The following is a 13,603-nucleotide window of genomic DNA, read 5'->3' as shown; positions in this document are numbered from 1 at the left end:
GCCAGGACAGATTCTGCTTAGGGGCTCACGCCAAATGAAAACGCCCATCCAGACCAACGCGATTGATTTCGACAGCGCCAAACTGCAGCGCCTGGGCTTCGGTCAACCGTCACCGCTCGTCGCACGGTCCGCCAGCCTTTCGCAGCTGCGTCAGCAATTGAGTCAGCAATTGCAGACCAGCCTGGAACCACAGCGGATCCTGGGCCTGTTTTTCCGTGAAGTTCAACGACTGGTGCCACTGGATGCGCTGGCCTATCAGCACAAGCCCAGCGACCTGCGGCTGGAATTCGGTCAACGCGGGCATCATCTGCTCAGTTACAACCTCAGCCATGAAGACGAACATCTGGGTGAGTTGGTGTTCCGTCGCAATCAGCGCTTCAGCGACGCGGAGCAGAGTGATCTCGAGTCAGTGATGTCCACCCTGTTGTTTCCACTGCGCAACGCCCTGCTCTACCGCGCCGCCACCCAGAGCGCCCTGCGCGATCCATTGACCGGAACCGGCAACCGCATCGCCATGGACCAGGTCATGGAGCGGGAAATCGACATGGCCAGGCGTCATATGCAGCCGTTGTCGCTGCTGATGCTCGACATCGATCACTTCAAGCGCATCAATGACACCTACGGCCATGGCGCCGGCGATGAGGTACTCAAGGCCGTTGCCGAGTCGATCAAGGATCAATTGCGCAACGTGGATATGGTGTTCAGGTTCGGCGGCGAGGAGTTTCTGATCCTGCTTTCCAATACCAGCCGGGAAGCCGCTGCCACGATTGGCGAGCGACTGCGCTATGCGGCCCAGTTGCAGGATTATTTCGCTGCCGGCGTCAGGATCGAGCTGACGGTCAGCCTCGGCTGCGCGACGCTGCTGCCGGGTGAGTCCATGGAAAGTCTGCTGCGCCGGGTCGACAGCGCGTTGTATGTGGCCAAACGCGAAGGACGGAACCGGTTGGCGATGGCGGGTTGAATCAAGATTGGCATGCCAGGCCGAGTGTGGGAGCGAGCCTGCTCGCGATAGCGATCCGGCAGCCAACCTCCCCGTTGGCTACCGGACCGCTTTGCGAGCAGCTCGCTCCCACATCGGTCAGCTAGGCATCAGCTCCCGGCCAGTGCCAGGCGCTCGCGGGGGGATGCCGATTTTCCGGCCGCCTCCGACTGTTCCAGCTGCATGCAACGCTCAAGAAACAGGTACATGTAGTCGTAGCTTTTGCACACGGCCTGGCGCAGTTCGGTCTGCAAGGCCTGGCTCGGATTCATGCCCCCCAGCGTACAGATGATTTCCAGCGCTTCCCACGGGTGGGCGTCATCGTACTGGGCGTGCATCTTCAGCCATTTCATGGCGCGCTTGCGGTCTTCCTCGGCGAAGGCCGCCGCGTAGATGCCATTGGAACACACCAGCGCCGACCACTCCCCGGTCGCGCCTTCAATGGCATAGTTGGTCGCTGCGATTGCCACGATCAGCGAGTCAGAAGAGCTGGTATGCCAGCACCAATGGCTCAAGGCATGGAGTTCGGGCGGTACCTGCTGTGCCTGCAGATCCTCCAGCGTCACACCGTGGGCGGCGCTCCAGTTCACCCAGTAGTCGGCGTGGTTGAGTTCGACACGGATATTGCGCATCAGCCAACGACGGGCCATGTCCTCGCCGGGATGGCGGGCAAAGCGGGTCTTGGTGAGGTTCTGTGCCATGTATAAGGCGAACTGTTCAACAACCGGCCAACCACCGATGAGGTAGTGGCGCATGGTCTTGGCGCTGAGCTTGTTGTCGCGCATGCGTTGATACAGCTCGTGTTCGACAACCCGGCGCTTGCTCTCGCCGCAATCGGCAATGAGCTGCTGTGCCCATTGTGGATAGCTTTTGGCGTCCATGAGCGGGCCTGTTCGGTTGAATGTGTCGATCACTGTCGGGCTCCTTTTGATTGTGATTTTTTTCCGGATCAACAAGAGGCTCAGCGGAACGTGCCGGGGGCCTTGAATAACAATGGCTGGGGCCGGGCCGGCCTGCATTGCAAGGTGTCACAGGTAAACAACTGCGGGCGCTCGATGACATACCCCTGAGCGTAATCCACTCCAATCTCCAGCAATGCCTGCTCGATCTGGGCAGTTTCCACAAACTCGGCAATGGTGCGCTTACCCATGACGTGGCCGATGTGGTTGATCACCTCGACCATTGCACGGTTAATCGGGTCGTCCAGCATATCCTTTACGAAACTCCCGTCGATCTTCAGGAAGTCTACAGGTAAATGTTTCAGGTAAGCGAATGAAGACATTCCGGCGCAAAAGTCATCCAGCGAAAAGTAACAACCCAAGCTCTTGAGTTCATTGATAAAGCGAATGGCACTGCCCAAATTCGAAATAGCGCTGGTCTCTGTAATTTCAAAACAAATCATTTCCGGCGGAATCGAATACGCCGCGAACTGTTTACGCAGGAAGTCGAGGAATGCCTGGTCTCCGATAGTCGTGCCTGACAGATTGATCGCACACATGGCCATGGGGCCCTGCCGCGAATCGTTCAGGCACTGGCGGATGATCTTGAAGACGTTCTCCACCACCCAACGGTCCAGGGACGTCATCAGGCCATAGCGCTCCGCCGCAGGGATGAAGCTGTCCGGCAGAATCATCCGGCCGGCTTCATCGTGCAGGCGCAACAGGATCTCAATGTGCCCGCCGCCATGGTCGCCCGGCCCCAGCGCGGCAATTTCCTGGGCATAGAGGCAGAAGCGGTTTTCCTCCAGGGCCATGTGCAAGCGCTGGACCCAGGCCATCTCACCGAAACGCAGGGACAACTCCGAATCATCGGCATGGTAGACCTGGACTCGGTTGCGCCCCTTTTCCTTGGCCATGTAGCAGGCCATGTCGGCGGCGCGCAGGGACGCCTCCAGGGTCGTCGGATTCTGGGCAATGTGCACCAGACCGATGCTCACGGTGGTCACGAACGGCCGGCCTTTCCAGACAAAGTGCAGGTTCTGCACGGTCTGGCGCAGCCCTTCGGCGATTTTCTCGGCGGCCTCCGGCGAACAATTTTCCAGCAAGATACCGAACTCATCCCCGCCCAGCCGGGCCAGGGTGTCGTTTTCTCGCAGTCCCGATTGCAGCAATGCGCAGATGTGCCGCAACAATTCGTCACCCGCCGCGTGGCCGCAGGTGTCGTTGACCAGTTTGAACTGGTCCAGGTCGAGGAACATCAAGGCATGGCGCCCGGCCTGGCGCGCCAGGTTATGCAGGGCCTGCTCGAGCCGGTATTCGAATTCCCGGCGGTTCGCCAGGCCAGTCAGCGCATCATGGGTGGCCTGCCATGACAGGTTGGCAATGTACTGGCGCTCCTGGGTCATGTCGTGCAGGACCAATACGGCGCCGCTGACCTTGCCCGCATGGCGGATTGGCGCCCCCACCAGCGTCACCGACACCGTGCTGCCATCCAGGCGCTGGATCAGTTTGGAATGTTCGCTACCGCCACCGAGCCGCCCGCTGAGGATGTGTTCGATCAGCGTCAGGCCTTCGGTCTGGGCATTGTCGTCGAGCAGATTGAACAGCGCGGCCAGGGGCAGGCCGGTGGCATGCTCGGCTTTCCAGTGGGTCATCGCCTCGGCGGCGGGATTCATGTAGGCAATGGCGCCTTCGACATCGGTGGTGATGACCCCATCGCCGATGGATTGCAAGGTGATCTGCGCCCGCTCCTTCTCCAGTTGCAAGGCGTTGGCGAACACCTGTCGCTGGGCCAGCAACTTGTGGGTACGCAACAAGGCCAGCACGATCAGCCCCAGAGCAGTGGCGAAGTTGGTCACCAGCAACAGGCGCAGGATAAAGCGCGAGCCCTCGCCCAGAGCGTCGCTGAAAGCCTTGGCGGCCGGGGTCACGGAGTCGTTGATGGCAAAGATCCGAGCCTTCCAGCCGCGGATATCGGTCTCTGAAGCGGTCCCCTCGGTAATGCTGTCGTGCATCTGCCGGGCGACGTTATCCAGCTCGATCAGATAGCCGTCGCCCACCGTCCACAGATCGATGGCCTCTTCCAGGTAACTGAAATGACGGAAATTCAGATAGAGCCAGATCAGGCTGGACACGTCGTCCGGGTGGTTTCCTCCTTGAAGGATGCCCGCCCGTGCCGCTTCCAGGTCCGGTGGCTGACGATCCAGCGCCACCCGCAGATCATGTCCGCCCTCGGGCACGGCAATGGCTTGCTGGTATTTGCGGAAGATTGTCTCATCACGGCTGTCGGCATAGAGATTGAGGTAGTAAATGGCGTCTTTCTGCCCCTTGGACCAGAGGCTTTCCCCCGCGACATAGCCGCGAACCGCCGACAATACATAGAGGCTGACACCTCCAAGCAATGCCTGAAATAGCACAACGGCAATGAAGGGCCAGACGATGCCCAACAACCGAGGCGTTCCGAGAGTCCGCTTTTGCTTCATGAGGTCCCTTGCACAGGCATTACCAATGAGCACCCGGGAGAAATCCGCTTCTGATTCCAGAGCCTAGGCCAGTTTTCGATCCTTGGAACGACTGGATCGAAGGATCGACAGGCTTTGGGTGGAAATTCGAAGAAATCGGGGGCGTTTGGCTGATTTTTTTGGATACTAAGCGCAGAAAATCACAGGAAACTCAAGGCTGCTGTATCTGTTGCAAATGACCGTAGAGTCGAGCGTACAGTCCACCCTCGGCAATCAACTGCAAATGGTCGCCGTCTTCGGCGATTTGCCCCCCGTCGAACACCAATACCCGATCCGCCTGTTTCACGGCGGATAACCGGTGGGCGATGATCAGCGTGGTGCGCCCGTTCAGGAAACGCGACAGGGCTTGATGAAGGTTGTACTCGGTGGCGGCGTCCAGCGCGGAGGTCGCTTCGTCAAGGATCACCACCCGCGGCTCGGCCAAAACCATGCGGGCAATGGCCAGACGTTGACGCTGCCCGCCGGACAGCCGCACCCCGGAACGCCCGACCACGCTCTCCAGCCCCTGGGGCAACGCGCGCACCGTGGCATCGAGCTGGGCGATGGTCAATGCCCGCCAGCAGGCCTCGTCACTGCAGTCGCGGCCCATGGAGAGGTTGGCCCGCACCGTGTCGTTGAACAAAGCAGGATGTTGCAGCACCACCGCGACATTTTCGCGGATGGTGTCCAGGCCGATCTCCTGCTGCGTGGCGCCGCCAAACCGGATGCTGCCCGACTGCGGCGTGTACAGGCCCAACAACAGCTGCACCAGGGTGCTCTTGCCGCCACCGCTGGCGCCAACGATGGCGACCTTTTCGCCGGGGGAGATGGACAGGTTCAACTGGTCGAGTACCAGCTCTTCGCCATAACCGAAGCTCAAGCCCTGGATGTCGATGCCCACGGTATCGTGGCCCTTGAACGGGTCGACACCGCCGGTGTACTGCGGTTCGTCGGCCCGGGCCAGGAGCTCGTTGATCCGGCTCAACGCGCCTCCGGCCGCGTAATAGGCGTACTGAAGATTCAACAGCTGTTCCACGGGACCGATCATGAACCAGAGGTAGCTGAACACCGCCAGCATCTGGCCAATGGACAGGTCGGAAAACAGCACGGTGAGCATCGCCGCCGCACGGAAAATGTCGATGCCGAACTGGAACAGCAAGCCGCTGGCGCGGCCCGACGCATCGCTTTTCCACTGGGAATTGACCGCATAGTCGCGCACCTCCCGGGCGCGCTGGCCCAGGCGTCCAAGGAAAAAGCCCTGGCGGTTACCGGCACGCACTTCCTGGATCGCGTCCAGGGTTTCGGTCAAGGCCTGGGTGAAGCGCGAGGTGCTGTCGTTCTCAAGTTTTTTGAGGTGCTTGACCCGCTTGCCCAACTGCACCGTGGCATAGATCACCAATGGATTGAACAACAGGATCAGCAGCGCCAGTTTCCAGTGCATCCACATCAGGATGCCGGCGGTGCCCACCAGCGTCAGCATCGCTACCAGGAAACGGCTGAGGGTTTCGCCAACGAATTTATCGAGGGTGTCCAGGTCGGTGACCAGATGAGCGGCCACGGTGCCGCTGCCCAGGCTCTCGTATTCCCCCAGGGAAATACGCTTGAGACGCTCGATCAGGCGGATACGGATGCGATAGACAATGTCTTTGGCGAGCCTGGCAAACAAGCGTGCCTGTAGCACGTTGAACAGCAACGCCCCGCATCGAAGGGTCAGGGTCACCAGCAGCATCAGCCCGATATAGCCGGCCGCACTTTGCCAAGCCGTCGGCAAGGCGTGGTTCATCACCTTCAAGGCGGCGTCGCCACGCCCCAGCAATACTTCGTCCACCAACAATGGCAACAGCAAGGGGATCGGCACGCTGCACAGCGTCGCCAGCACGGCCACGCCGTTGGCTATCCACAGGGCTTTCTTATGTTTGAGGGCCAGGCGACGGATTTCCGCCCAGCTCAATCGATCGACGCGCTGTGGCTCCGAGTCGCCATCCGGCAGATCAGGCACAGGCCGCCCGCTCCAGCCAGCGGCCAAGCAATGGAGACAGTTGACTCAAGGGCTGGTAACCGTTGGTAAGCAGGGCCAATTGGCCGTCGCGCTCGGCCAGTAGCGTGGGGAACCCGGCAATGCCGAGATCCTGCACCCAGGTGAAATCCGCCGCAGTGGCCGCATGTTGCTCGGCGCTGTCGAATGCCGCGGCAAACTCGATGCGTGGCAGGCCGGCCTGTTCGGCCAGTTCCACCAGAACGCTGGCATGGGTCACGTCGCGACCTTGCACATAAAAAGCTTGCTGGATCAGTTTCAGCAGCTTCCAGGCCAAGTCCGGCGCCAGGCTACGGGCCGTCACCACCGCCCGGCAGGCCGGCTCGGTGTCATAGACGAAACCGTCCGGCAACGCGCCCTCCAGCTTGAACGGCTGGCCCGTGGCCTGGGTGACAGCCTGCCAGTGCTCAAGGATGTAACGCCGGGTAGTGGGCTCCAGGGCCGAACCGCTGCCCGTGCGCAAACCGCCCACCACCAGATGCAGCTCCACGCCCTGGGCCCGCGCCTGCTCGACCAGTGCTTCGGCCACCGGCGCGAAGCCCCAGCACCAGGAACACATCGGGTCCATGACATACAGCAGGCGTGGCGGCATGATTCAGGCCTCGGAGGATGATTGCTTGTAGTTGTAGCCGATCGGGTGCGGCATGTTGCGAGCCTTGGCCAATTCGATCTGCTTTTGCCGGTCGATGGCACTGCGGCGGGTCTTCTCGCTCAGCTTGTCCCAGCAATGCGGGCAACTGATGCCCGGCACATAGTGCTCCGAAGCGCGATCTTCCACGCTCACCGGTGTACGGCACGCATGACATTGATCGTAGTCGCCTTCGCTGAGATCGTGGCGAACGGTCACACGGTTATCGAACACGAAGCAGTCGCCGCGCCATTTGGTTTCCTCCCGGGGAACCTCTTCGAGGTATTTCAGGATGCCACCCTTGAGGTGGAAAACTTCGTCGAAGCCCTGGCTGAGCATGTAGCTGGAAGCTTTCTCACAGCGGATGCCGCCGGTGCAGAACATCGCGACCTTCTTGTGCCTGGCCGGGTCGAAGTTGGCCTTGATGTAGTCGGGGAATTCGCGAAAGCTGGTGGTCTTGGGATCAATTGCGCCTTCGAAGGTCCCGATGGACACTTCGTAATCGTTGCGGGTATCGATCAGCAACACTTCCGGATCGCTGATCAGCGCGTTCCAGTCCTGGGGTTCGACATAGGTGCCGACCTGCTTGTTCGGATCCACGCCCTCGACGCCGAGGGTGACGATTTCCTTCTTGAGCTTGACCTTGGTGCGGTAGAACGGCTGCTCGTCGCAGTACGACTCCTTGTGATCGATGTCGATCATGCGCGGGTCGTTCTTGAGCCAGGCCAGCAAACCGTCGATGCCTTCGCGGGTGCCGGAGACCGTGCCGTTGATGCCTTCTTCGGCGATCAGCAGGGTGCCTTTGATACCGTTATCGAGCATCGCCTTGAGCAAGGGCTCACGCAGCTCGACGTAGTCTTCCAGGGTGACGAACTTATACAGTGCCGCCACGACAATGGGTTGTGTCATGGGTATTTCTCCAGGTGGCTACCCTCGTAAGGGGTGAACCGGATGCAAAAAAACGCGCCCTTGCAGGGCGCGGTGCGGATTCTAGCAAAAAACATTGGCATTGCAGGACTGGGATGCCCCGGCTTGATACAAATCTCTGTGGCGAGGGGATTTATCCCCGCTGGACTGCGAAGCAGGCCCAACGGCAACGACTCAATCGGAGCTGATACATCGGGTGGCTGGATTTAGGGCTGCTTCGCAGCCCAACGGGGATAAATCCCCTCGCCACAGATAAATCCCCTCACCACAGATAAATCCTCTCACCGCAGATAAATCCCCTCGCCACAAAAGCACACGACTCCCGTCAATCAGTGCTTGCTGCCACCAGCACAGGTCGGCGAAGCCGGGGCGGCGTCGATCTGTGCCCACTCCTCGGGGGTGTAGGTGTGCAGCGCCAACGCATGGAATTCGCCCATCAGCTCACCCAGCGTGCCGTAGACCTTCTGGTGGCGCTTGACCCGATTGAGCCCCTCGAACTGTCGGCTCACCACCACTGCCTTGAAGTGGGTCTGTAGCCCACGGCTGTGCATGTGGCTTTCATCCAGCACTTGCAGGTGCTCGGGCTGCAGGAGGCCGAGCGTTGATTCGATGCGTTGTTGCATGCTCATACCTGGCTCCGCTTACGGCTTTTTCTTGGCTGGTGCAGGCGCAGCGGATTTCGGCTCGAGCTCGGCGGTCATGTCCGCCAGTAGCTTGTTCACCACCGGCACGGCGCTTTCCAGCTTGGCCTGGGTCAGTTGGGCCGACTGCTGGGTCAGCTGGGGCATTTTCTCCAGGACTTTCTTGCCCAGGGGCGACTGGTAGAAAGCCACCAGATCCTTGAGCTCCGACTCGCTGAAGTTGGTAGTGTAGAGCTTGACCATGTCCGGTTTGAGCTTGTTCCAGCCGATGGCCTGGTCAAGCGCGGTGTTGGCCTTGGCCTGATAGGTTTCCAGAGTGGCTTTCTTCGACTCGGGAGCCTTGGTCTGTTCGAAGCGCTGGGCGAACATCTGTTGCACCTGCATGTACACCGGGGTGCCCAGTTTGTCAGCGTGTGCCAGGGTCAGGAACGCTTCGGCGCTGGCATTGTGACTGGCGGTATCGGCGAGAACAGGGCCGCTGGCACACACCAGAGCAACTGCGGTACAGATGGCGCGAAGACGGGTCATCGAGTTTCCTTATCTAACTGGCGAGGTAGAACCCCAAGGGCGACCATTCTGCGCCTAACAAACGCCAGGCCTCAACCCCGGTGCTTATCAGTCCCGATTGACGGACGGAACCGGTACCGCCCGACAGGGCCTAAACTGCGCATTCAGACCTATCAGGAGTTTGACCCAATGAGCCGTATCGAAACCGACAGCCTTGGCCAGGTTGAAGTCCCGGAGGACGCCTACTGGGGCGCCCAGACTCAGCGTTCCATGATCAACTTCGCCATCGGTAACGAACGTATGCCGCTGTCGGTGCTGCATGCCCTGGCGCTGATCAAGAAAGCCGCCGCGCGGGTCAACGACCGCAATGGCGACTTGCCCGCCGACATCGCCCGGCTGATCGAACAAGCCGCCGATGAAGTACTGGCCGGCCAGCACGACGATCAATTCCCGCTGGTGGTCTGGCAGACCGGTAGCGGCACCCAGAGCAACATGAACGTCAACGAAGTGATCGCCGGGCGCGCCAACGAGCTGGCGGGCAACCCCCGCGGCGGCAAGACCCCGGTGCACCCGAACGATCACGTCAACCGCTCCCAGAGTTCCAACGACTGCTTCCCCACGGCCATGCACATCGCCGCCGCCCAGGCCGTCCATCAGCAATTGTTGCCGGCCGTCAGCGAATTGTCCGGCGGACTGGCGGAACTGGCGGCGCGCCACATGAAACTGGTCAAGACCGGCCGCACCCACATGATGGATGCCACGCCGATCACCTTTGGCCAGGAACTGTCAGCCTTCATTGCCCAGCTCGACTATGCCGAACGGGCGATCCGTGCCGCGTTGCCGGCGGTCTGCGAACTGGCCCAGGGCGGCACGGCGGTCGGCACCGGGCTCAATTCGCCCCACGGTTTCGGCGAAGCGATTGCCGCAGAACTGGCAGCGCTGTCCGGTCTGCCGTTCGTCACCGCGCCGAACAAGTTTGCAGCGCTGGCGGGGCACGAGCCCCTGACCACGCTGTCCGGCGCGCTGAAAACCCTGGCCGTGACCTTGATGAAAATCGCCAATGACCTGCGCCTGCTGGGCTCCGGGCCGCGAGCCGGCTTCGCCGAAGTGAAATTGCCGGCCAACGAGCCAGGCAGTTCCATCATGCCCGGCAAGGTCAACCCGACCCAGTGCGAAGCCTTGTCGATGCTGGCTTGCCAGGTCATGGGCAATGACGTGACCATCGGCTTTGCCGCCAGCCAGGGCCATCTGCAACTGAACGTGTTCAAGCCGGTGATCATCCACAACCTGCTGCAATCGATCCGGCTGCTGGCCGACGGCTGCAGCAACTTCCAGCAACACTGCATCGCCGGGCTCCAACCCGATGGCGAGCAGATGGCGGCGCACCTGGAGCGCGGGTTGATGCTGGTGACGGCGTTGAACCCGCATATCGGCTACGACAAGTCCGCCGAGATCGCCAAGAAGGCCTACAGCGAAGGGCTGACCCTGCGCGAGGCAGCGTTGCAGCTGGGCTACCTGACCGATGAGGAGTTCGATGCCTGGGTGCGGCCGGAAAACATGCTGGAAGCCGGTAGCCAGGGCTGAGTCCTGGTTGACAGGGAGCGAGCCTTCGCGAGCAGGCTCGCTCCCACAGGGGATCTTCAGGGTATTCAAATCCTGGGGTCGACCGGGGCTCCTTGTGGGAGCGAGCCTGCTCGCGATAAGGCCGCTATCGCCCTAAAGCCAACCGCTCACGCCGGGCCCTCAGCCCGGCCATCAGCGAAGGCCCCAACGCCACCAGCGCCGACCCCACCACCACCAGCACCGCCCCGCCATACCCCAACAGATTGATCTGCTCGGCATGCACATAGTCGGGCCACCACCACGCAGCCACGGCCACCGCCGCGAAGGTCACCAGCGGCGTGATCGCCAGGGTCGCGCTGACCCGTGAGGCTTCCCAGTGGGCCAGGGCTTCGGCAAATGCGCCGTAGGCAATCAGGGTGTTGAGGCAGCAGGCAAACAACAGCCAGCCTTGCAGCGGGCTCAGCTGCAGCGCTTCCAGCGGATGGACCCACGGCGTGAGCAGCAACGCGCAGAACAGGTAGATCACCATCATCACCTGTAACGAATTCCACACCGTCAACAACTGCTTCTGGCCCAAGGCGTAGAACGTCCAGACCGCCGACGCCAGCAACACCATCAAGACCCCGGTGGTGTATTGGCTCAGGGAGGTCAGCAACTCGGCGAGGCGCTGGTTGAAAAACAGCGTGAAGCCGATCAGCAGCACCAGCAGGCCAATCCCCTGCCCCAGGCTGAAACGTTCCTTGAACACAAAGAGGCTGGCGACCAGCAGCAGGATCGGTCCCATCTGCACCACCAGCTGCGCGGTGCCGGGGCTCAAGCGATTCAGGCCCATCAGGTACAGCACATAGTTGCCCACCAGCCCCAGCACCGCCATCGCCACCAACCAGCCACCCCGCGGACCGAGCACCTTGCGGCTGGGCAGGCGTCGGGTGGCAGCCAGATAAATGAACAGCAAGCCGCCGGACACCAGCAAGCGAAACCAGGTCACGGTGACCGGGTCCATCACCTGCAACACCTGCTTGAGCTTGATCGGCAGGATTCCCCACAACAGGGCGGTCAACAGGGCGAGAAACAGGCCATAGACCCAGCGACCGGACGAAATGTGCATGCAATCCCCGAGGCTCAAGAAAAGAGCGACTATTCTAGTGGGAGATGGCTCGGCGACACAGGGACAGTTACGCACTAACAGTTCAAAGGTCGTTCGCGGAAAGGGAAGGTGGCACATTGCCGCCTATCGGCTGGCCAAGCGCCATTTGATGCCAACGAATAAACTTCACTCAACCGATTTCTACGTTTCTTGGAGCCCCCATGCTTGGCAAACGCGCCCAGGACCTCGCCCCTGCGATGGTCTTTCCCAGTGACCGGATCTGCCGGATAAACGGTGAATTCTATTTCAGTACCCGGGAAGGCACCCAGGAAGGACCGTTTGCCAACCGCGAGGCCGCGGAGCAAGAAGTCGCGGCGTATATCGAGCGGATGCAGAAGGCGCTTGAGATCGCCAGCTGAACCACCGCTCAGCCTGCGACGAGGGGATTTATCTGGGGTGAGGAGTTTATCCCGCTGGGCTGCGTAGCAGCCCTATCACAGCTGACTCAATCTACCTGATACACCGAGTCGCCTGGTTTTGGGGCTGCTACGCAGCCCAGCGGGGATAAATCCCCTCGCCACAAATAGTGTCTTTCCTCGGCTTCGTGTTTAACGCACCGCCTCGAACAACCCTGTCGCCCCCATCCCGCCGCCCACGCACATGGTGACGATGCCGTAGCGCAACTTGCGCCGTTGCAGCTCTCGCACCAGATGGCCGACCTGGCGCGAGCCGGTCATGCCGAATGGATGGCCGATGGCAATCGAGCCGCCATTGACATTGTATTTCTCATTGTCGATTTCCAGGCGATCACGGCTGTACAGGCACTGGGACGCGAACGCCTCGTTGAGCTCCCACATATCAATATCAGCGACCCGCAATCCCTTGGCCTTGAGCAGTTTCGGCACCGAGAACACCGGACCGATGCCCATTTCGTCCGGCGCGCAACCGGCCACAGTGAAGCCGCGGAAAAACGCCTTGGGCTTGAGCCCCAGCGCCAGGGCCTTTTCCAGGCTCATCACCAAAGTCATCGAGGCGCCATCGGACAGTTGCGATGAGTTGCCCGCCGTCACCGAACCGTCTTCGGCGAACACCGGCTTCAGGCCGGCCAGGCTTTCGTAGGTGGTGTCCGGGCGGTTGCAATCGTCACGGTCGACCACGCCATCAAGCATCTGCACGGCACCGGTATTTTTATCCTCCACCTTGTACTTGACCGCCATCGGTACGATCTCGTCTTCGAACAGCCCTGCCGCCTGGGCCCGGGCAAGGCGTTGCTGGCTCTGCAAGGCATAGCGGTCCTGCGCCTCGCGGCTGACCTGGTAACGGCGGGCGACGATCTCGGCGGTCTGGCCCATGGGGAAATAGATCCCGGGTATCTGCTCCTGAAGCAGCGGGTTGATCAAGTTGTCGGTATTGACGCTTTTCATCGTCAGGCTGATGGATTCCACACCCCGGCGACGATGATCTCGCTGCACCCGGAGGCGATCTGGTTGGCGGCAATAGCGATGGCTTGCAGGCCCGAGGAACAGAAGCGGTTGAGGGTCATGCCGGCGGTGCCGATGCCCAGGTGGGAAAGCACCGCCACATTACGGCCGATGTTGTAGCCCTGTGCCCCCTCGTTGGAGCCGGCACCGACAATGCAGTCTTCGACACTGGCCGGGTCGATGTCATTGCGCGTCAACAGTGCGTTGACGCAATGGGCCGCCATGTCGTCCGGGCGGGTCATGTTGAACTTGCCGCGAAACGACTTGGCCAGGCCGGTCCGTACGCTGTCGACGATCACTACTTCACGCATGGCTG

Annotated in this window: 11 protein-coding genes and 1 pseudogene; 3 read left to right on the top strand and 9 right to left on the bottom strand. The window is 61.0% G+C overall.

What is annotated here, in order from left to right; all coding sequences use genetic code 11:
- Positions 1-34: 34 nt before the first annotated feature.
- Positions 35-961, top strand: coding sequence for a GGDEF domain-containing protein (locus LOY35_RS08390; RefSeq protein WP_258631911.1), 927 nt, complete (start codon positions 35-37; stop codon positions 959-961).
- 128 nt (positions 962-1,089) lie between these two features.
- Here LOY35_RS08390 and LOY35_RS08385 read toward each other — a convergent pair whose 3' ends face one another.
- The 7 genes from LOY35_RS08385 to LOY35_RS08355 form a co-directional block, all read right to left on the bottom strand.
- Positions 1,090-1,860, bottom strand: coding sequence for a TenA family transcriptional regulator (locus tag LOY35_RS08385; RefSeq protein WP_408981194.1), 771 nt, complete (start codon positions 1,858-1,860; stop codon positions 1,090-1,092).
- Positions 1,861-1,940: 80 nt separating this feature from the next.
- Entirely contained in the window at positions 1,941-4,400 is a 2,460-nt protein-coding gene (locus LOY35_RS08380; RefSeq protein WP_258631909.1) for an EAL domain-containing protein, read from the bottom strand.
- A gap of 190 nt (positions 4,401-4,590) precedes the next feature.
- Positions 4,591-6,417: an ABC transporter ATP-binding protein gene (locus tag LOY35_RS08375; RefSeq protein WP_258631908.1), complete on the bottom strand. Its 1,827-nt coding sequence runs from the start codon at positions 6,415-6,417 to the stop codon at positions 4,591-4,593.
- Complete coding sequence (locus tag LOY35_RS08370) at positions 6,410-7,012, bottom strand: DsbA family protein (protein ID WP_258633513.1); 603 nt, start codon at positions 7,010-7,012, stop codon at positions 6,410-6,412. The genes LOY35_RS08375 and LOY35_RS08370 overlap by 8 nt, the downstream gene beginning before the upstream one ends.
- Before the next feature lie 36 nt (positions 7,013-7,048).
- Positions 7,049-7,990: a rhodanese-related sulfurtransferase gene (locus tag LOY35_RS08365; RefSeq protein ID WP_258631907.1), complete on the bottom strand. Its 942-nt coding sequence runs from the start codon at positions 7,988-7,990 to the stop codon at positions 7,049-7,051.
- Between the two features lie 347 nt (positions 7,991-8,337).
- Positions 8,338-8,637 carry a BolA family transcriptional regulator gene (locus LOY35_RS08360; protein ID WP_041024552.1) on the bottom strand — a complete coding sequence of 100 codons (300 nt, stop codon included), beginning with the start codon at positions 8,635-8,637 and terminating at the stop codon, positions 8,338-8,340.
- Positions 8,638-8,649: 12 nt separating this feature from the next.
- Positions 8,650-9,177, bottom strand: a complete 528-nt coding sequence (locus tag LOY35_RS08355; RefSeq protein ID WP_258631906.1) for a DUF2059 domain-containing protein — start codon at positions 9,175-9,177, stop codon at positions 8,650-8,652.
- 168 nt (positions 9,178-9,345) lie between these two features.
- Here LOY35_RS08355 and LOY35_RS08350 point away from each other — a divergent pair, with 168 nt between their 5' ends.
- The gene (locus LOY35_RS08350; protein ID WP_258631905.1) at positions 9,346-10,740 is read left to right on the top strand and encodes a class II fumarate hydratase; all 1,395 of its coding nucleotides are present in this window, start codon (positions 9,346-9,348) and stop codon (positions 10,738-10,740) included.
- Positions 10,741-10,864: 124 nt separating this feature from the next.
- Here the strand turns inward: LOY35_RS08350 and LOY35_RS08345 are convergent, their stop codons facing one another.
- Entirely contained in the window at positions 10,865-11,827 is a 963-nt protein-coding gene (locus LOY35_RS08345; RefSeq protein WP_258631904.1) for a DMT family transporter, read from the bottom strand.
- A gap of 200 nt (positions 11,828-12,027) precedes the next feature.
- Here LOY35_RS08345 and LOY35_RS08340 point away from each other — a divergent pair, with 200 nt between their 5' ends.
- A complete protein-coding gene (locus LOY35_RS08340; protein WP_258631903.1) occupies positions 12,028-12,225 on the top strand; it encodes a DUF6316 family protein in 198 nt (65 codons plus the stop codon).
- Between the two features lie 189 nt (positions 12,226-12,414).
- Here LOY35_RS08340 and LOY35_RS08335 read toward each other — a convergent pair.
- Positions 12,415-13,598: pseudogene (locus LOY35_RS08335) on the bottom strand (thiolase family protein).
- Positions 13,599-13,603: the final 5 nt, after the last annotated feature.

The organism is Pseudomonas sp. B21-028, from assembly GCF_024749045.1.
In the GTDB taxonomy this organism is placed as follows: Bacteria; Pseudomonadota; Gammaproteobacteria; order Pseudomonadales; family Pseudomonadaceae; genus Aquipseudomonas.
The sequence above is the reverse complement of the archived record's forward strand: the minus strand, read 5'-3'. Positions and strand labels throughout refer to the sequence as shown.